The sequence below is a fragment of the Bifidobacterium moukalabense DSM 27321 genome (genome assembly GCF_000522505.1).
Taxonomy (GTDB): domain Bacteria; phylum Actinomycetota; class Actinomycetes; order Actinomycetales; family Bifidobacteriaceae; genus Bifidobacterium; species Bifidobacterium moukalabense.
The window spans coordinates 262,820-282,864 of record NZ_AZMV01000002.1; the positions used below are offsets into that span (position 1 = coordinate 262,820).

Annotated in this window: 12 protein-coding genes; 6 read left to right on the forward strand and 6 right to left on the reverse strand. The window is 60.8% G+C overall.

What is annotated here, in order from left to right; all coding sequences use genetic code 11:
- Positions 1–91: 91 nt before the first annotated feature.
- The 5 genes from pepN to BMOU_RS03185 all read right to left on the reverse strand — a co-directional run bounded on the left by pepN (position 92) and on the right by BMOU_RS03185 (position 8,301).
- On the reverse strand, positions 92–2,701 hold the full coding sequence (gene pepN, locus BMOU_RS03165) for an aminopeptidase N (protein ID WP_034874800.1): 2,610 nt from the start codon (positions 2,699–2,701) through the stop codon (positions 92–94).
- A gap of 128 nt (positions 2,702–2,829) precedes the next feature.
- Positions 2,830–4,770: a ribonuclease J gene (locus BMOU_RS03170; RefSeq protein ID WP_034874802.1), complete on the reverse strand. Its 1,941-nt coding sequence runs from the start codon at positions 4,768–4,770 to the stop codon at positions 2,830–2,832.
- Between the two features lie 120 nt (positions 4,771–4,890).
- Positions 4,891–5,796, reverse strand: coding sequence for a 4-hydroxy-tetrahydrodipicolinate synthase (gene dapA / locus BMOU_RS03175; protein ID WP_034875008.1), 906 nt, complete (start codon positions 5,794–5,796; stop codon positions 4,891–4,893).
- Positions 5,797–6,003: 207 nt separating this feature from the next.
- Positions 6,004–7,242, reverse strand: coding sequence for an MFS transporter (locus tag BMOU_RS03180; protein WP_235143677.1), 1,239 nt, complete (start codon positions 7,240–7,242; stop codon positions 6,004–6,006).
- A 114-nt stretch (positions 7,243–7,356) separates the two neighbouring features.
- Positions 7,357–8,301, reverse strand: coding sequence for a MurR/RpiR family transcriptional regulator (locus BMOU_RS03185; RefSeq protein ID WP_081738465.1), 945 nt, complete (start codon positions 8,299–8,301; stop codon positions 7,357–7,359).
- Between the two features lie 226 nt (positions 8,302–8,527).
- Here BMOU_RS03185 and BMOU_RS03195 point away from each other — a divergent pair, with 226 nt between their 5' ends.
- From BMOU_RS03195 to BMOU_RS03220, 6 genes are all read left to right on the forward strand, one after another.
- On the forward strand, positions 8,528–9,805 hold the full coding sequence (locus BMOU_RS03195) for a pyridoxal-phosphate-dependent aminotransferase family protein (RefSeq protein WP_034874808.1): 1,278 nt from the start codon (positions 8,528–8,530) through the stop codon (positions 9,803–9,805).
- 65 nt (positions 9,806–9,870) lie between these two features.
- Complete coding sequence (locus BMOU_RS03200; protein ID WP_034874810.1) at positions 9,871–11,160, forward strand: Zn-dependent hydrolase; 1,290 nt, start codon at positions 9,871–9,873, stop codon at positions 11,158–11,160.
- Position 11,161: 1 nt separating this feature from the next.
- Positions 11,162–12,502: an allantoinase AllB gene (gene allB, locus BMOU_RS03205; protein ID WP_081738466.1), complete on the forward strand. Its 1,341-nt coding sequence runs from the start codon at positions 11,162–11,164 to the stop codon at positions 12,500–12,502.
- A 23-nt stretch (positions 12,503–12,525) separates the two neighbouring features.
- Complete coding sequence (locus tag BMOU_RS03210; protein WP_051428872.1) at positions 12,526–14,169, forward strand: AtzH-like domain-containing protein; 1,644 nt, start codon at positions 12,526–12,528, stop codon at positions 14,167–14,169.
- Positions 14,170–14,557: 388 nt separating this feature from the next.
- The gene (locus tag BMOU_RS03215) at positions 14,558–16,153 is read left to right on the forward strand and encodes an NCS1 family nucleobase:cation symporter-1 (protein WP_081738467.1); all 1,596 of its coding nucleotides are present in this window, start codon (positions 14,558–14,560) and stop codon (positions 16,151–16,153) included.
- Between the two features lie 133 nt (positions 16,154–16,286).
- Complete coding sequence (locus BMOU_RS03220; protein ID WP_034874812.1) at positions 16,287–17,018, forward strand: aspartate/glutamate racemase family protein; 732 nt, start codon at positions 16,287–16,289, stop codon at positions 17,016–17,018.
- Positions 17,019–17,113: 95 nt separating this feature from the next.
- On the opposite strand, the gene BMOU_RS03225 is transcribed toward BMOU_RS03220, so the two are convergent.
- Complete coding sequence (locus BMOU_RS03225) at positions 17,114–19,999, reverse strand: heavy metal translocating P-type ATPase (RefSeq protein WP_034874814.1); 2,886 nt, start codon at positions 19,997–19,999, stop codon at positions 17,114–17,116.
- Positions 20,000–20,045 lie beyond the last annotated feature (46 nt).

Genomic DNA, 20,045 nt, shown 5'->3' on the forward strand with positions numbered 1-20,045 from the left:
CGTGACGAAACGTTACGGAGCACCTACGAAAGAAGGCGGATTCCCGGGGGAAATCCGCCTTCCGCTTGACTCCTGCCTGCAGGGCCGCCGTTTACAGGGCCGCGTTGAAGTCGCGCACCTTCAGGGTGCGGTGGGAGGCCTCCACGTTGCCGCGCACAATGCGCTTGAGGGCATTGTCGGCGTGCTCATGGGCTTCAAGCCATGCATCGCCGAGTTCGACCAGCTTGGCGGGATCGGCATAGCCCGGGTACAGGCCTTCGAGCAGGGCCTCCGCCATGTGGAAGGTCTTGTTCTGCCAGATCCAGTCAGCCACCTCGAAGTACTTCTCGGCATATGGTTCGGCCAGATCGGCGCGCGGGGTGGAGGCGAAACCGCCTGCCACGGCCTCAAGCTGCATATTGGTCAGCTCATTGTTGTTCAGCGCTTCGTTCCAAGCCCATGCCTTGGCGTCGGCGGTACCAGCCACCGCGCGTGCGCCGAGGGCGAATTCGCGGTTCTCGGTGGTTTCGCGCTTGGCGAGTTCCGCATCGATTTCGGCCTGGTCGATCTCGTTCACGGTGCTCAGCGCATTGATGATGGTCCAACGGAAGTTGTTGTCGATTTCAAGGCCCTTGAGCGTGACGGAACCGTCAAGCAGACCCTTCGCATTGGCCGCGAAGTCCTCATCCCCGGGCTCGCCATAGCCAAGATAGGCGGTGATGAGCTGGAACTGTTCGTCGGAACCGGCCTCGGCGGCGTTGGCCAGCTTGAATAGTTCGGCCGCCACATGTTCCACGACCGCGGCACGGTCGGCCGGAGCGGTGTAGTGCCAGACGGTGGTGCTGATCTGGGCCAATGCATAGCGGAAGGTGGTGGATTCGTGCTCGGTGGCGAGGGCGGCCAGCGACGTGTCGATGAACTGCCTGGCCGGCAGTTCGCCATCGCGGGTCATATCCCAGAAGGCCAGCCAGATTACGGAACGGGCCAGCGCATCGTCGAAACGATACAGGTTCTCGGCGGCGAACTTCAGGGACCGCTCGTCGAAACGCAGCTTGGTGTAGGTCAGGTCATCGTCATTCACCAGGATCAGATCCGGGCGGACCTTGCCCGCGGCCGCGTCGACCACGGTGGTCTCGCCGTTGACGTCAAGCTCGAACTGTTCGGTGCGCACGATCCTGCCGGTTGCCGGATCCTCATTGTAGAAGCCGACGGCCAGGCGGTGGGCGCGCAGCACCGGATGTTCGGCGGGAGCGGACTGCCTGAGTACGAGCTGCCTGATGGTGCCGTCCTCGTTCTCCTCCACTTCGGTGGCGATGGTGTTGATGCCTGACCGCTCAAGCCATTGGGCGCTCCATGCCTTCAGGTCGCGGCCGGAGGTGAGCTCGAGTTCGGCGAGCAGATCGGCCAGGGTGGCGTTGGAGTAGGCATGCTTGTTCAGATAGTTGTTGATGCCCTGGAAGAATTTGTCACGGCCCACATAGAACACGAGCTGCTTCAGGACGGAAGCGCCCTTGGCGTAGGTGATGCCGTCGAAGTTCACATAGGTGTCATTGAGGTCGTTGATCGGAGCGACGATCGGATGCGTGGTGCTCAGCTGATCCTGACGCAGCGCCCAGCTCTTCTCGCCGGAACTGAAGGTGGCCCAGGCGTCCTTCCATTCGGTGGCTTCGGCGGTGGCGAGCGTGGAGGTGAACTCGGCGAAGGATTCGTTGAGCCACAGGTCATTCCACCATTTCATGGTCACGTAGTCGCCGAACCACATGTGTGCGAGCTCGTGCAATACGGTCACCACGCGGCGTTCGGCATAGGCGTCGGTCACCTTGGATTCGAACACATACTGGTCGCGGATGGTGACCATGCCGATGTTTTCCATGGCGCCTGCGTTGTATTCCGGCACGTAGATCTGGTCGTACTTGGCGTATGGGTACGGTACGCCCCAGGTCTTGGCATAGAACGCGAAGCCTCTCTTGGTGATGTCGAACAGGTAGTCGACGTCTTTGGCGAAGGCGTCGGCGAGGGCCTGGCGGCAGTACATGGCCATCGGTACGGTACGGCCGTCCTCGTTGGCGTATTCGGTGTGCCATTCGGCATATGGACCGGCGCAGATGGCGGTCAGGTAGGAGCTCATGATCGGGGTCGGCTCGAATACCCACCGGCGGGTGGTTTCGGCCTCATGATCGCCGAGCGTGCCCTCTTGCGTTACGGCTTCGGCATCGGTCACGGAGGCGGCCGGCATGTTGGAGGTGACGATCCAGGACTTGGCCGCAAGCACGGAGAAGTCGAACACGGCCTTGAGGTCGGGCTGGTCGAATACGGCGTAGACACGGCGGGCATCCGGCACCTCGAACTGGGAGTAAAGGTAGATGTTGCCGTCGGAGGGATCGACGCTGCGATGCAGGCCTTCGCCGGTATTGGAGTACTGGCACAGGGCCTTGACGGTGACCTCGTTATGCGCTTCAAGATTCTTGAGTTCGATGCGGCTGTCGGCGAAAACGGCCGCCGGATCGAGGGTTTCGCCGTTCAGCACGACTTCGCTCACTTCGTTGGCGATCAGGTCGAGGAAGCTGCTCGAGCCCGGCTTCGCGTCGAAGGTGACGGTGGTTTCGGAGCCGAAATCCTTGGCTCCGCGGGTCAGATCAAGGCTGACCGTGTAGTGGATCGGCGCCGAAATGATGCTTTTGCGCTCTTCGGCTTCGATACGGGTGAGGTTTGCTCCTGGCATGCCACTCCTTGTTATTGGTTGTCCGTACAACGCAGGCGGCGTAACCAGTTATTCCGGTTACGCCGCCTTGATTGTTCCGATGATTATTCAGGCTGGTTTCAGCTTACGTAAACCTTGCGTCCTAGGCGTTACTTGGTTGCGTTTAAGCCCATAGCGTCATCGACGTCCTGCGCGATGTCGGCCACGACCGGCACGATCATCGGCTTGCGATGCAGCTGACGGGCCACCCAGCCACCAAGCGTACGGCGCATGATCTGCTGCAGCTTGTACGTATCGTTGGTACCGGTCATCATGGCATCCCGCAGCTGCTCGACGATCTGGTGGCGCACCTTGTCGAATTCGCTTTCGTCCTCGGCAACGGCGTTGAGATAGATCTTCGGTCCTGCAATCACATCGGCGGTTTCGGTGTCGACGACCACGAAACTGGACACGAATCCTTCGGTGCCGAGAATACGACGCTTCTCAAGCTCCTCATCCGTGAGTTCACCGACGGAATCGCCATCCACATACACGTAGCCGCACGGTACGGAACCGACGACGGCGGCCTGACCATGGTACAGATCGACGACGTCGCCGTCCTCAGCCAGCACGACGTTCTGCGGATCGACGCCGGTCTTGACGGCGATCATGCCGTTGGCCACCAGATGACGGTTCTCACCGTGGATCGGCATGGCGCACTTCGGCTTGACGATGTTGTACATGTACAGCAGCTCGCCCTCGTTGCAATGGCCGGAGACGTGCACGGCCGCATTATCGCGGTTGACCACGCGCGCGCCCAACTGCACGAGCTTGTTGATGACCTTGTAGACTTCGTGCTCGTTGCCCGGAATCAGGGAGCTGGCCAGAATCACCGTATCGAATTCGTTGATGGTGATGTCGCGGTGGTTGCCATCGGCGATGCGCCCGAGGGCGGCCATCGGCTCGCCCTGGGAGCCGGTGCACATGTAGACGAGCTTGTCATCCTGCACGTCATGGGACTGCTTCAGGTCGATGACGGTGTCTTCCGGCAGACGCAGGTAGCCCAGATCGGCCGCGATGGACATGTTGCGCACCATGGAGCGGCCGACGAATACGACCTTGCGGCCGTACTTGTGGGCGGCGTCGACGACCTGTTGCACGCGGTGCACATGGCTGGAGAAGCTGGCTACGATGATCTTGCGGGTGGCCTGCGCGAACGCCTGGTCGAGGGCCGGGCCGATGGAGGTCTCCGGCTTGACGAAGCCCGGCACCTCGGCATTGGTGGAGTCCATCATCAACAGGTCCACGCCCTTTTCGCCAAGCTTGCCGAATTCCACCAGATCGGTGATGCGGTGGTCAAGCGGCAGCTGGTCGAGTTTGATGTCGCCGGTGTCGATCAGGGAGCCGGCCGGGGTCTGCACGAACACGGCCAAAGCATCCGGGATGGAGTGGGTCACGTTCACGAACTCGAGGTTGTACGGGCCCACCTTGAGCTTGTCGCGGCCCGTGACCTCGACGAGCGTCGGATTGATGTGGTGCTCCTTGCACTTGGCCTCCGCAAAGGCGAGCGTGAGCTTGGAGCCGATCAGCGGAATGTCCGGACGCAGCTTGAGCAGGTACGGTACGCCGCCGATGTGGTCTTCATGGCCATGGGTGAGCACCAGGGCCTCGACCTTGTCAAGACGATCCTTGATGTAGTGGAAATCGGGCAGGATCAGATCCACGCCCGGCTGCTCCTCTTCCGGGAACAGCACGCCGCAGTCAATGAGCAGCAGGTGACCGTTGTATTCGATCACGTTCATGTTGCGGCCGATCTCGCCCAGGCCGCCCAGCGGTACGATGCGCATGGAGCCCTTGCGATACTTCGGCGGGGCGATCAGCACGGAATCCTGCTGAGGCGCGGTGGTCTGCGGTGCCGGACGGGTGGAGCGGCGATTGCCCGCAGAACGGGTGCCGGTGCCTTTGCCACGGCCGGTACCGTTGGCGTTGCGAGTGCGGCTAGAGGATTTGCGCGTGGTCGCGCCCTCCTTCTTCGCCGCGGAATCAGTGTGCTTGGCAGCCTTGCTGCCACGCTTGTGCGTTGTCTTTTTCTTGGTTTCTTCTGTAGCCATTTCCTAGTTGGATTTCTGTTACTAATTGTTCCCGCCTATGCGGGAACGAGGAATGATGGGGCCCGCGCCTACTGCGACTGGCGCAGCTTCTGCAGGCCATTGCTCGCAATCATCTTCGTTCTACAGCAGGCCGGAGGCGCGCATGCCTGCCTCGGCACGTTCGATTTCGGCCTCGCCCGGCCCGACGTTCGGCAGACGCATGGTGGTGTCGTCAAGAACACCGCGCACCTTCAATGAGGCCTTGGCCATGACGGCCTGGAAGCCATTGCCGTTCATGGATTCGACAAGCGGAGCGAGCTGCACGGCAAGACGCTGTGCCTCGTGGATGTCGCCACGGTCGAAGGCGTTGGCAAGATCACGCATCGGGCCGGCGGCCGCGTGCGCGATCACGGAGATGATGCCGACCGCACCGACGGAAAGGAACGGCAGGAACAGGCCGTCATCGCCGGAATACCAGGTCAGACCGGTTTCCATGCGCTTACGGACGGCTCCTGCGATGTCGCCGGTGGCGTCCTTCACCGCCTTGACATGATCGAGTTCGGCAAGGCGACGATAGGTTTCCAGCTGGATGTGCAGACCGGTACGGCCCGGCACATCGTAGACGATGATCGGCTTGTCGGCCGAATCGTTGACCGCCTTGTAATGGCGGTACACACCCTCCTGGGAGGGACGGGAGTAGTACGGGGCGACCACGAGCACCGCGTCGGCGCCCGCCTCCTGCGTCTGCTCCACCATACGCACGGTGTGTGCGGTGTCGTTGGAACCCGCACCGGAGATGACCGGCACGTCCACGACCTCCTTGACGGCCTGGACCAGCTCGACCTTCTCCTCCATGTGGGTGGTCGGCGATTCGCCGGTGGTGCCGTTGACCACGAGACCGTCGGCGCCGTCGGCCACGAGCTGCTTCGCAAGCTTGCGCGCGGCTTCGAAATCAACGGAGCCATCGGCCTTCATGGGAGTGACCATGGCCGGGAGAATTCGTCCGAAAGGAGCGGGATCAAGAAGATGCATCGTACCGTCAGTCATATGTTCCACGGTACTTCGCGCCACGGACTCGAGGGGCGCCGATACGCAACAAGCGTCACATTCCGGGAAGACGCATTCGGGTTCATCGTCAACGATGGCAACGTTGGCGCCCATGACACTCCCTCTTGGTACCACGCATGCCGACATCCCTGATAGCTTGTCCGGATTGAGACCTTTGCAACTTGCGTTTCAGACCTTATGCGCGTTTTATGACCTGATCGAACGCGAAGCGCTATCTTCGGAAGGCCTACCGGCGAGAACGGCGACAACGCATTGCAGGAACGCTATGAAAGTGAACAGGGCAAGCGACGCCTGGCATCCGCCCGTAAGCTGTACGATCACGCCGAACGTCAGCGGGCCCATTGCCGCGATCAGATAGCCGAGCGATTGCGCAATGCCGGAAAGCACAACGGTTTCGGCGCCGTTTCGGCCACGCATGGCGATCAACGCGAGCGCCACGACCAGCGCCGATCCCTGCGCGCAGCCGCCGATGATCGACCATACGATCATGGCCTTCGGGAACAGCAGCATGCCGAGGCCCGCGATGAGCATGGGAATGCTGGACGCAAGCGCGGCGCAGACCTGGCTGCCGTGTACGTTCATCAGTTTGGGAATGAGCAGGCCTGCGAATATGCCGATGCCTTGGAATATGAACAGGTGCACGCCGGCCACGGATGTGTCGAATCCTGCGGACGTGGAGACCCGGGGCATCCAGTTCGACATGGTGTAGAAGGCGGATGACTGCAATCCCATGAACAGGGTTACGTACCATGTCATGGGGCGGCTCAGCACGCGCAGGAACATGCCATTGGATGAGGTGCGCGGGTCCGCGGGTTCGGAGACATCACCGATTCGTTCCGGCTTCCGGACGGCCTGCGTGGATCGCATGACATTACGATTATGCACAATGCGCAAGAGCCACAATGCCGCAACCATCAGAGACGGAATCGACCAGAAGAACAGCGATTCCCGCCAATCGCCCAACATCTGTGCAAGAGGCACGGCAACCAATCCGGCGGTGGCCGAGCCGGCGGTGATGCAGCCGGAGTAGACTCCGGTGGCCATCGCAACATGGCTGGCATAATCGCGTTTGGCGATCACCGGTACGAGCACGTTGCCGACGGCGATCGAGGAGGCGAAAATCACCGTACCCAGCCAAATGCCGACGTTGCCGCAGTAGGAGCGTACGAAATCGCCGAAAGCGATGCACAGAAGCGCCAGCAGCACCGACCAGTCGATGCCGATCCTGCGTTCGATGAACGTTACCAGCGGGCTCACCGCGGCGAAGGCGATCAGCGGTATCGACGTGAGAACGCCTTGCACGCTTTCGCCCCAGGAAAGGTCGGTGCCGATCTGTTCGAGAAGCGGTCCGACCGCGGTGATGGACGGTCGCAGGTTCAACGCCACTAGGAACACCAGCGCCGCCCACAGGCCGGTGGAAGGCATGTCGCATCGCCACGGGACTCCACCGCGAACCATATTCGGCCTAACGTCGTTCCTTGCGTTCATAAGTTCTCTCTCCCTTTTGCAACAATATGTTTCCGATTCGGCATTGACCGCTCAGCAGCCTTCGAGCTCGCCGATGTCGCTGAAATATCCGTTGATCCTTTCGATGCGCCCTGATACTTCGCCCGCTTCGGCCAGGCGCTCCCCCACCTCGTCGGCAAGTAACGCCACGAATGCGAACGCAGCGGTGAAGCTCGACAGCAGGTGGGAATTCAGGTCCACTTCGAAGAGGGTCACGTTACGTCCGACCAGCGCGGATTTTACCGAAACATCGCCGATCACCACCACGTTAACGCCGCGTTCCAGCAGAACATCAACCAAACGTGGGAAGAAGACCGGACGCCTACGCACGCCGACAACCACCACAACGTCCTGCGAGGTGAGATCGGCTATTTCCTCCGCGACGCTTTGCCCCGGATGCGGCAGAATGTCGACGTTCCCACGCAGCTGCAGCAGCTGTTCACGCAGGTGCAGCGCCACCGGATAGCTGTTGCGGAACCCAATCACCGCGATGCGGGAAGCCTTTGCCATGGCTTGGCACACGCATTCCAGCCGACCACGGTCGATTCCCTCGAACGTATGGCGCAGGCTTTCCTCATCCCTGCGAAGATGGTCGTCAAGAAGGTCGTCGCACTGTTCGGTTCTCGCGATTTCCGGAGCGCCGGGCTGGTGCATGCGGCGTACGTCACGCCTGAATTCCCCTGCATTCGCGTAGCCAAGCTTGCGGTACAGACGGCTGAGCGTGGGCTGGGAGACGCCGCTTAGCTGCGAAAGCTCCACGGAATTGCACACCAGAACATCGGTGAGATGCCCAAGAATGTATTGTGCGGCCTCCCGTTCCGTCGCGGTCAACGTTTCATAGGATTCGCGGATGCGCGACACGAGACCTCGCCCTGCGCCGCCCCCGTTCTCCCCGATGCCGGAGATCAGCGCGCTCCCGATGCCCCCGGTGTTTTCGTCACCGCCGGCATTTTGTGAAACAAAAATTTCAGCTGTCATACCGTCTATCTTCCTTTAATTTATTTTTCCCGTCAACAGCATATCGTCTTTCGGCCAGAACAGCTGTAATTCCAAGTGTTGCCGACGCTTCCGTAAACAATCGTTAACGTGAATGAAAAATTTCAGACACTTCCGAATGCTGAAATCTGCCATCAACACGACGGTGAGAAAAGCAACAAACACGACGCCGCCATTCACCACGTCCGCCAACAGGAGATGACCAATCATGGCAGAAAAAGCATACGCCGATCAACCAACATCCGACATCGAGCCTCTCAACCCGCCGCATCGCCTGCTTATGGCCCCCGGCCCCACCAACGTGGACCCTCGCGTGCTGACGGCAATGAGCAAGCCGACGGTCGGCCAATTCGACCCGTACATGTTCAAGGCGATGGGCGAAGTACAGAAGATGTTGCGTACGATTTTCAAGACGGGCAACGAACGGACCATGGTCGTGGACGGCACCTCGCGCTCCGCCATCGAAGCGGCGTTCGTATCGGTGATCGCGCCGGGAGAACCGGTGCTGGTCTGCTGCGCGGGGCGCTTCGGCATGCTGCTCAAGGAAATCGCGGAGCGCTGCGACGCTGACGTGCATGTGATCGAACGGCCTTGGGGTGAGGTGTTCCCGATCGAGCAGATCGAACAGGCCATCGTCGAGGTGAAACCGAAGCTGGTGGCCACCGTGCAGGGAGATACCTCCACCACCATGTGCCAACCACTTGAGGGCCTCGGAGACATCTGCCACAAGCATGGAGCGCTGCTGTACACCGACGCGACCGCCTCGATGGTGGGCAACGACCTGCGTGTGGACGAATGGGGCATTGACATCGCGACGACCGGCCTGCAGAAGTGCTTCGGAGGACCCTCCGGCATGGCGCCGATCACCGTTTCCGACAGGGCGGCGGCCGTCATGGAGGAGCGTAAAAGCATCGAGGCCGGGGTGGCCGATTCCGCACAGGAAATCGCGGTGAAGCGCATTCGCAGCAACTACTTCGATCTGCCACAGGTCTTCGATTACTGGGGACCACGACACCTCAACCATCACACCGAGGCCACGCACATGCTGTACGCAGCGCACGAGGCCGCGCGCATCATCGTGAGCGAGGGAATCGACAATGTCATCGAACGGCACCGCATCAATGGTGCCGCCATGAGTGCCGCCATTGAGGGTATGGGACTGAAGCTGTATGGCAATCAGAGCCATCGCATGAATGACGTGATAGGCGTGGTGATTCCCGAAGGAGTAGATGACGCAGCCGTGCGCGCCCAATTGCTCAACGATTTCTCCGTGGAGATCGCCTCCTCGTTCGGCCCTCTCAAGGGCACCATCTGGCGCATCGGCGTCATGGGCTGCAACGCCCGCAAAGACGCCGTACTCACATGCGCGGCGGCCCTCGGCAATGTGCTGGAGCGCAATGGCGTAGCCGTGGATACCGGCAGGGGCATCGATGCGGCGCTGGCGATATACGAGTCGGCGGAACGCAAGGACAATCAAGAGAACTGAGAACTCCCGAAGGCACGATCCCAAAACCATCGAAGAATCCAAGATAAAGACGAGGAGAAACAACAATGAGCGCGGATGAATGGGCCGTGGCCGCGGCCGAAGAGATTCTTGACCGCTGCGATCAGTTGGCCGAACTGACCTGCATGGAAAACGGCATCGAACGTGATTACCTGTCACCTCAGATGGCCCAAGCATACGAATTAACGGCACGTTGGCTGGAAGAGGGCGGGCTTGCCACACATATCGACCAGGCCGGCAATTTGGTGGGGCGCCTTGAGGGACGCGAACCGGGACTGCCCGCCTTGGTGCTCGGTTCGCACCTCGACTCCGTGCCGGATGCAGGCAAATACGATGGCATTCTCGGCGTGGTCACCGCGGTTTCCGTAGCAACCCATCTGGCAAGGACCGGCAAGAACAAGGAATTGCCATTCGCCATCGAGGTGCTTGGATTCGGCGATGAGGAAGGCGCACGATTCGGAGCCACATTGCTCGGCTCATACGCGTTCGGCGGCGGTTGGAACGACGAATGGCTGGAACGCACCGACAGCAAGGGCGTGAGCATGCGCCAGGCGTTCCGCGATTTCGGTCTCGATCCGGACCGGGTCAATGAGGCCGCTCGCAAACGAGAGCATTACATCGGCTACCTTGAATTCCACATCGAACAAGGACCGATCCTCGAACAGCGAGACCGTGCGCTCTCCTCGGTCACCTCCATCGCCGCGGCAAGCCGATACATGGTCACCATAGAAGGCATGTCCTGCCATATCGCGACACCCTACGATCTGCGCCACGACGCGCTGACCGCCGCCGCGGAACTCATCAGCGCCATCGACGCCATCAGCCAGCAGGCTGGAACACGCGCGAACGTAGGCGAAATCTCCGCGCAGCCCGGCGGAGTGAATGTAATCGCGGGAAAGACGACGTTCAGTCTTGATGTGCGCGCCGGCAACGATCGGCTACGCGACGACGTGTTCGATCGGATCTGGGCGCGCGCTGATGAGATCTCCACCTCACGAAAGGTGAAAATCTCTCATACGATGATCCACACCGCGAATTCGGTGCAATGCGACCCCTTTCTGCGCTCCTGCATCGAAAAGGGAATCGAGCGGGCCGAAAACAAGGAAGCGTTCGGTTTGGTGAGCTACCCGGGCCATGACGGCATGGCCATTGCGAAACTGCTACCGATAGCGATGCTGTACGTGCGCTGCAAGGGAGGTGTCAGCCACAGCCCATACGAGTCCGTGACCGCGGCCGACGTGGCATACGGCACGCAGGCGTTCGAACAGGCGGTGCTCAACGTGGCGGCGCACAATCTCGCTTACGAGAAGACCAGTGACGACGCAAGGGAGGCGTGACATGAGCGAAATCGATATGCCCGGCGTGAACAGGGCGGATCTTGCCATCCACGGCGGAATCCTCTCCCATGGCGTCGAGACGCAAGGTACCGTCGCGGTACGGGACGGCCGTATCATCATGGTGAACGCTGACCCGGATATGGTTGTCGACGCGGACGAGGACATTCGGCTGGACGGCGGCGAAGTGCTGATCCCAGGCATAGTCGACACGCATGTGCACATCAACGAGCCGGGCCGCACCGAATGGGAGGGCTTCGCATGCGCCACATCCGCGGCTGCGGCGGGAGGCGTGACCACGGTGCTTGACATGCCGCTCAACTCCAATCCTCCGACACTCACCGTGGAGGCATTGGAAACCAAACGCCTATGTGCGCTGAATAAGGCCCACGTGCAGCTCGGATTCTGGGGAGGCGTAGACGAAACGAACCTCGGGCGCCTCAAAGCACTATGGGACGCAGGGGTGTTCGGCTTCAAATGCTTCCTCTCCCCCAGCGGCGTCGACGAATATGGATCATTGCCGTACAGCAAGCTCGAACAGGCGATGTGCGAAATAGCCTCGTTCGGCGGCCAACTCATCTGCCATGCGGAAGATCCGCACGAATTGGCGGAGCATGCCGGCAAGGTAGGGGCCACCTACCGCAGCTTCGCGCAGTCCCGCCCCGCCGAGTGCGAGGCGAACGCGGTGCGCAATGTCGCACGATTAGTGGAACGTACCGGCTGCCGCACCCACATTCTGCACGTTTCCAGCGGTCTGACCGTGGATGCGCTGCGCGATGCGAAGGCCAAGGGTCTGCCGATCACCGCCGAGACCTGCCCACATTACCTTACGTTGGACTGCGACCATATTCCGGACAACGCCACCGCATTCAAATGCTGCCCGCCGATCCGCGACCTACGCGAGCAGGATGCGCTATGGCGAGGCCTGGTGGACGGTACGCTGGATTTCATAGCCACCGATCACTCCCCCGCGGATGCCAGCATGAAGTCAGGCACACTTGCCACGGCCTGGGGAGGTGTCTCCAGCCTGCAGGTCGGATTCCGGGCAGTACTCACCGAAGCCATGAAACGTGGACTCGGCATAGCGGACGCAATCCGTTGGATGTCATGCAACACCGCGAAATTCGCAGGATTCCACGACCGCGGAGAAATCGCGCCAGGCAAACGCGCCGATCTGGTGATCATCCGCCCTGGAGAACGGTTTACGGTCGACGCGGCCGCGCTGAAAAGCCGCAACCCGATCAGCGCGTTCGACGGCATGGTGCTCAACGGCGTGATCACACGCACATTCATATCCGGCAAGGGCACCGAAGCCAGGAAGAACAATCTTATCGCGCGCCCGTAGCAGCGGAGGGAAGGCGATTGAACATGAAGGATAGTTTCAGCGATTTCAATGCACACGGCACCGGTGGGCAACACCCGACAGCCGACAATGCCGCAGAGTCATTGGCTCCGGATCTGCTCGCCGCAATACGCCGATACGAACAGGCCTTGATGGGCAACAACACCGCAGTACTGTCGGATCTGTTCGCGAACGATCCGGACGGCATCCCTTCCGTACGCTCCGACGACAAGGGAGTGCTTGCCGGCCATACCGCGATCTCGACGTTTCGGTCGAGGCGCAGGAATGCGCCGACCCGCACGCTACGGCGACGCATCGCACGCCAGATGGACGAATCGACCGCATGCGTCGTTTCGCAATTCGACAAGGCGACGGGCGGAAGCGTCATCCAAACGCAGGTTTGGCAGCGCATCGGGGAATCGGGCACATGGAAGATCGTCATGGCGCACCTGACCTACCCCACCCCGGCGATAGACCGCAGCATATGGAGAGTCGTCGGATCTCCGCTGGTCGAAGCCACGAAGCCGGGGCCGCTTTCAGGCATGACTGTGGCGGTGAAGGACCTGTACGCCGTTCAAGGGCAACGTATCGGCGCCGGAAACCCAGCGTTTCTGCGGACTTCCCCCGTTTGCGCGGAATCCGCGCCAGCCGTTCGGCTGTTGCTCAACGCGGGCGCGCAAATCACGGGCATTGCGCAGACCGATGAATTCGCCTACTCGCTTGCCGGCACGAATGTGCATTACGGCACTCCCCCGAACCCGAAGGCCCCAGGACACGTCAGCGGAGGATCATCCTCCGGCCCAGCGTCGGCCGTGGCCTGCGGGCAGGTGGATATAGGACTGGGCACCGACACCGCGGGCTCGATTCGCATTCCAGCCTCATATCAAGGATTATGGGGGGTTCGCACCACACACGGACGCATCAGCTGCGAGGCGGTGCATCCGCTTTCACAGTCGTTCGACACCGTCGGGTGGATGACCAGGGACGCGCAGACGCTCGAATTCGCGGGCAAGGCGCTGATGCCGGACAAAGACACCGTGAAAAGCGTGGCAAAGCTACTTGTCAGCCCGAAGCTCGACGAGTGCGTGACCGCCGATGTACGCGAAGCATTCTCCCGGTTCCGTGCCGTTTCACGTTCGGCCGTACGCTCCGGACGGATCGGCATGTTGGGGGATTGCGATGAAGTGCAGTTCGATTCGCAGATGCTGGATAACCTCCTTTCGATTTTCCAGGCAGTCCGCGGATATGAGGCATGGCGGAACAATGGCGACTGGGTCGGCGGCCATTATGCCGATCTTGCGCCGGAGATCGCGGCCCGGTTCGAATGCGATTCGCACATTCCGCAGTCGCGGTACGAGCAGGGACTTGAGCATCTGCGGCAGGCACGCTCCATGGTGCGCAATCTTCTCGGAAGCAATGTTCTGCTCATTCCATCCGCATCGTCGACGGCCCCGGCCGTGGCTCATACCGGAGACACGGAAGGCATCGAGAACGCACGTGCGCATACGTTGCGGCTCACATCGATAGCGGGGGTCGCCGGACTGCCCGCCGTCAACATTCCGCTGGAGACCGCCGACGGGCTGCCGTGCGGAGCATGTCTGCTCGGACCGGCCGGGTCCGACAAGCTGCTTATTCGCATCGCCAAGGAGCTCTACCGAAATTCCATGTGATGCGGCGGGTCTCCTTGGCCCAGTCCCCGGATACACAGAGGACGCCTCTTTCGCAAAACGGCCTCCCCTTTCTTGGAAGCGAGAAATGGGAGGCCGTTCATTCCAAAGAGGCGCCCTCTTTTTTTTGAAAGAATATTTTCAATAAGGTATCTGCCCTATGAAAACGGAAGATATTACATCAACATTAACAAAATCGCGTCATTTTGCGGAAAATCGATTAAAAAATCGTAGCGATGTAACGAAACGGTTTCCAAAACCCCTCTCCCGCAATCGACAGGAAATCTAAATCTCTCGCAACAAGAAATAAAAAATTTCCATTAATTGTCTTATCCGCAATTTCAACTTCGAAAACAGCGCAAACATCAAGACAGACATCAAGGAGACCACGATGACAGCAACGATCATCGATCAGGGTTTCACCCAGCCCGCTCCCGCGGCGCAGAAACCGAACGGACATACGCAAAGCGATCCGGAAACCCTCATCAAGGAAGGATATGACCCGCGCCTGGCCAACAAAGACCTTGCGCCTCTCAAGAAGCAGACCTGGTCGTGGTACAACATCTTCGCGTTCTGGATGTCCGACGTGCATTCCGTCGGCGGCTACGTGACCGCGGGAAGTCTGTTCGCGCTGGGCATCGCCAGCTGGCAGGTGTTCATCGCACTCATCGTCGGCATCGTCATCGTGCAGGCGCTCGTCAACCTTATCGCCAAGCCCAGTCAGCGCGCGGGTGTGCCGTTTCCGGTCACCATGCGGTTCGTATTCGGCGTCAGGGGCGCGAATATTCCGGCGATCATCCGAGGCATCATTGCCGTGGCATGGTACGGCGTGCAGACCTTCCTCGCTTCGGAATCGCTCAACATCATCTTCCTGAAGTTCATCCCCGCCTCCCAGACGCTTGCCAACGACTACTCGTTCCTCGGGCTTTCGGCACTCGGCTGGATTTCATACGGCATTCTGTGGGTGGCACAGGCATGCGTGTTCTGGACCGGCATGGACACCATCCGCAAGTTCACCGATTGGGCCGGACCGCTGGTCTACGCAGTGATGTTCATCCTCGCCATCTATCTGGTGGTACGTGCAGGCGGACTGGGAGCCATCGACCTGAACCTCTCCAACTCCGCACCACTCGGATTCATGGAATCGATTCCGGTGATGATCACCGCAATCGCGCTCGTCGTATCGTATTTCTCCGGCCCAATGCTGAATTTCGGTGATTTCTCCCGCTATTGCGGATCGTATAAGAGTGTGAAAAAAGGCAATTTCTGGGGACTGCCGGTGAATTTCGTGGTGTTCTCGTTGCTTACCGTGGTATGCGCTTCCGCGACCGTGCCCGTATTCGGAGAACTGATCACCGATCCGATCAAGACCGTGGAACGCATCGACACCCCGTTTGCGATTCTGCTGGGCGGTCTCACCTTCGTCACCGCGACCGTGGGCATCAACATCGTGGCGAACTTCGTTTCCCCGGCATTCGATTTCTCGCACGTCAACCCTCAGAAGATCAGCTGGCGCACCGGCGGCATGATTGCGGCGGTCGGTTCGGTAATCATCACCCCCTGGAACTGGTATTCAAACGACCAAGCCATCCACTACACGCTCGATCTGCTGGGAGCGTTGATCGGACCGCTCTTCGGCATTCTCGTGGCGGGCTATTTCATCGTGGCCAAGCAACGCATCGCCGTGGACGACCTGTTCACCATGGATCCGAAAGGACGGTATTGGTACCGCAATGGATTCAACCCGAATGCGGTGCTGACCGTTCTACTCGCCGGCATCCCATCGATCTGCTGCGCCGTGCTTCCCAGCCCGCTGAACGAAATGGGCATCATTGATCTGACCGCGCTCTCGAACTTCAGCTGGTTCATCGGCGCCGGACTCGGTCTGGCCATCTTCGCCCTGCTGGAACGAAAGCGTCCGCAGATCGTACGACTGGCGGATTCCGAAAGCGATCCGAACGTGAGCGACGGCGCCGCGAAAGAGTAGCCAGAAACAGCGAAAAGCAGCCCAAACAGGAGGATGCCAGTGATTCCTACACAAGGGGGACCGCAGGCATCCTCCTACTCGAATATCCGAAAACCAATACCGGCCGCCACAATTCCATGAATCGGGAAGTCCCATGAAAATCAAGGTAATCAATCCAAATACCACATGGTCCATGACTCGCACCATCGAGCAGGCCGCGCACGCCGCGGCCAGCGCCGACGTTGAGATAGAGGCGGTAAGCCCGAACATGGGACCGGTTTCCATAGAGTCGCACAGCGACGAGGCGCTGGCCGCGGTGGGGGTGATGGATGAGGTGCGCAAGGGCGAGCTTGACGGATGCGACGGATATGTGCTGGCTTGCTTCGGCGACCCCGGATTGCATGCGGCGCAGGAGCTCGCCCAAGGCCCTGTGGTGGGCATTGCGCAGGCCGCCTTTCATGCGGCGACGCTTGTCGGCCGGTCGTTCGCCATCGTCACCACATTGGGACGAACGTTGGGGCGCGCGCACGATTTGGTCGAAGAATACGGTTTCACAAGCCAATGCGTGGCCTATCGCGCCTGCGAAGTACCCGTTCTGGGGCTTGACGAGCATCCGGACGCCGCTTATGAGGCGCTGTTGGCGGAATGCCGTGCGACGTTGGATTGTTGCGCCGCCGATTCAATCGTGCTTGGATGCGCGGGAATGGCCGGCATGTGCAAACGATTGGAAAATGAGTTGCACGTACCGGTCATCGATGGAGTGGCCGCCGCGACCGCGCTGGTCGAGGGTTTGGTGCGAATCGGCATGCGCACATCGAAGCGACGGGAATTCGCCAATCCACCGGCCAAGGAAGTGGTCGGCCTGCTCGCGGATTTCACCCGCTGATTTTTTGAGGTTGTCTGTCTGGGACGTTGTGTTGCAGCGCCCCAGACAGACAACCTCAAAACGCAGGATGGACTGCCCTCGGCCTCACCGGCGCCTCAGATGGCGTAGCGGGCGGTGTCCTGGTCGAACTTGTCGGCGCAGCTCGGATTGCAGAAGTAGTAGGTGGTGCCCTCATGCTCGCGGGTTGCGGCGGCAGTGGCCGGGTCGATGGTCATGCCGCACACCGGATCCTTCACGGTGGTCGCGGTATCGCCGGAACCAGCGGTGCCGTGGCCGCAGTGGCAGGAGTGGCCGCCGCAGGAGCCTTCGGTCTTGGCCTTATGATCACTGAACAGTCCCATGATGTTTCCTTTCTGATGGTGATTGTTGTCACTCAGATTCGGCTTGCGAACCTGATAGGTCTTGGGTTTGCCCGGATCGAACAAGCGCAGGCAGCTGGCGTTCGACACCACGCACAGCGAGGAGAACGCCATGGCCGCGCCCGCGATCATCGGGCTGAGCATTCGGCCTGTAAACGGATACAGTACCCCCGCGGCCATGGCGATGCCAACGCTGTTATAACCAAGGGCGAACCCGAGATTCTGCGCGATGTTGCGCATGGTGGCGTGCGTCAGGTCGATGGCATGCACAAGACCCATAAGCGAGCCGTTCATCAACGTCACGTCGGCGGATTGAATGGCCACATCGGTGCCGGTGCCGATGGCGAAGCCCACGTTGGCGCGGGCCAGCGCCGGGGCGTCGTTGATGCCATCCCCCACCATCGCGACCGTATAGCCCTGCCCTTGCAGACGGGCCACTTCGTCGGCCTTGTTCTCCGGGTGCACACCGGCGATCACGCGGGTGACACCGACCTGGCCCGCCACGGCCTGTGCGGTGGTTTCGTTGTCGCCGGTCAGCATGACGACTTCGATGCCATGCGACTTCAGCCGTGCGATCGCCTCGGCGGAATCCGGCTTGACGGTGTCGGCGACGGCCACGATTCCCGCCAGCTCACCGTCGATGGCCGTCAACACCGGCGTTTTGCCTTGACTCGACAGACGTTGCATGTCGGCGATGATGTCGTCAAGATTCTCGTTGCCGATACTCGGCAGACCGATCTCAAGTCGGTCGATCAGATCGGTGTTGCCCACCGCCACGGCATGCGTCTCGCGCATATCCGCGTCTGGTAGGTCCGTGGAATCGTCATGTTTCGCCGAAACTGCAAGCCAGCGTGAACCCAGCGTGATGTCGGCGGTGACGCCCTGACCGGCAATCGCATGGAATGCCGTGACTTCACCGATCGGAATGCCGCGGTTCCGCGCACCCGTGACGATGGCCTCGGCGAGCGGATGCTCGGAATCATGCTCGGCCGCGGCGGTCAACGACAGCAGTCCTTCCGGATTGTCACGCCATCTGCCAAGCGGCAGCACGTCGGTGAGCGACGGCTTGCCGGCAGTGATGGTGCCGGTCTTGTCAAGCACCACGGCATTGATCTTGCCTGTCGTCTCCAACGCTTCGGCGGAGCGGATGAGCACACCCATCTGTGCGGCCCGACCGGTGGAGACCGTTACGGAAAGCGGGGTCGCCAGTCCCAATGCGCACGGGCATGCGACGAGCAACACGGAAACGGCGGCGACCAGCGCATGCGTGATACGCGGCTCCGGGCCGAACGCGAACCACAGGGCGCACGACCAGATGGCGATCAGCACGACGATCGGCACGAAGACGCCCGCGATCCTGTCGGCCATGCGCTGTACCGGGGCCTTTGAGCTCTGCGCGGACCTGACGAGCGCCATGATCTGCGAGAGCACCGTATCCTTACCGATCTTCGTGGCGCGATAACGCAACGCGCCGGAACCATTGATGGTGGCTCCGGTCACATTGTCGCCGATCTTCTTGGTGACCGGCATGGATTCGCCAGTGATCATGGATTCGTCGATGCTCGAGGTGCCGGCGGTGACGATGCCGTCCACAGGCAGCTTCTCACCGGGGCGAATGGCGATGATGTCGCCGACCTGTACGCTGTCGATGCCGACCTGCTCCTCCTTGCCGTCACGCACCACGCGGGCGGTTTTCGGCTGCAGTCCGGCCAAGGCGCGCATCGCCTCGCCGGTGCCGACACGTGCCCTTGCCTCGAGCAGTTGGCCTACGAGCATCAGGGTGACCACCACACCGACCGCTTCGAAATACGGCTCACGTGCGTTTTCAGGCAGAATCTGCGGCGCGAACGTGACCACGCAGGAATACAGGAATGCGAATGCCGTGCCGAGACTGACGAGTGCGTTCATTTCCGGCGAACGATGTGCGATCGCCGCGAAACCGCTACGGAAGATCGGCAGGGCCGCATAGCCCACGATTGGCAGCATGAAAATCAGCTGCAGCCATGCCGGCATGTGGTACAGCATGAGCATGGTGGAGCAGAACACCGGAATCGTGCAGACGGCCGCCACGACGAGACGGGCGATCAGCGTTCTGATCTCATGCGACTGCGCGGAATCATGTTCTTCGGATTCCCTCGCGACGTCGGATGGCGACGGTTCGTTCCGCGTAGCCGCCGGAGGGACGGACCTTGCGGAATCAGGGCGCACGGGCCGATCCGCCTGACCGGAGCCGGCATGCGCGCGATGATGGTTGCCGGGCAGCACCTTCAGCGTGCCGTGCAGCATGTTCATGCCGCACGCGAAGGGATACTCCCCCGGCGTATCGGGCTGCAACGTCAGCGTGGTGGTGCGGAAGGCCGGCAGCGCCAGATCCACTCCGAAGTCGGAGAACACGACGTGTGACGAGCACTCGCCATCCTCCTTGCGGTCGAACACCAGTCTCAGCGGCATTCCGGCCTCGGCCTCGATGATGGCGGGATCGTACCCGCCTTTGACTTCGATTACCGCCTCCTGCACATCGCCGTCGATCGCCGCGCGATACGCTTTGCGCGGCGCGAAGAAGAACCACAGCACGACTGCGCTCACGAGCAATGCCACAATGATGGCGATTACAGCTTGCATAGTTTCTCACCGATTCCCTGTTTTCGACTTTTCGATTCAACGAATA

Coding starts and splice junctions, on each gene's coding strand:
- dapA (WP_034875008.1), bottom strand. CDS start 5,796: ATGACTGACGGTACGATGCATCTTCTTGATCCCGCTCCTTTCGGACGA.
- BMOU_RS03225 (WP_034874814.1), bottom strand. CDS start 19,999: ATGCAAGCTGTAATCGCCATCATTGTGGCATTGCTCGTGAGCGCAGTC.
- BMOU_RS03170 (WP_034874802.1), bottom strand. CDS start 4,770: ATGGCTACAGAAGAAACCAAGAAAAAGACAACGCACAAGCGTGGCAGC.
- BMOU_RS03200 (WP_034874810.1), top strand. CDS start 9,871: ATGAGCGCGGATGAATGGGCCGTGGCCGCGGCCGAAGAGATTCTTGAC.
- BMOU_RS03220 (WP_034874812.1), top strand. CDS start 16,287: ATGAAAATCAAGGTAATCAATCCAAATACCACATGGTCCATGACTCGC.
- BMOU_RS03215 (WP_081738467.1), top strand. CDS start 14,558: ATGACAGCAACGATCATCGATCAGGGTTTCACCCAGCCCGCTCCCGCG.
- BMOU_RS03180 (WP_235143677.1), bottom strand. CDS start 7,242: ATGCCTTCCACCGGCCTGTGGGCGGCGCTGGTGTTCCTAGTGGCGTTG.
- allB (WP_081738466.1), top strand. CDS start 11,162: ATGAGCGAAATCGATATGCCCGGCGTGAACAGGGCGGATCTTGCCATC.
- BMOU_RS03185 (WP_081738465.1), bottom strand. CDS start 8,301: ATGACAGCTGAAATTTTTGTTTCACAAAATGCCGGCGGTGACGAAAAC.
- BMOU_RS03210 (WP_051428872.1), top strand. CDS start 12,526: ATGAAGGATAGTTTCAGCGATTTCAATGCACACGGCACCGGTGGGCAA.
- BMOU_RS03195 (WP_034874808.1), top strand. CDS start 8,528: ATGGCAGAAAAAGCATACGCCGATCAACCAACATCCGACATCGAGCCT.
- pepN (WP_034874800.1), bottom strand. CDS start 2,701: ATGCCAGGAGCAAACCTCACCCGTATCGAAGCCGAAGAGCGCAAAAGC.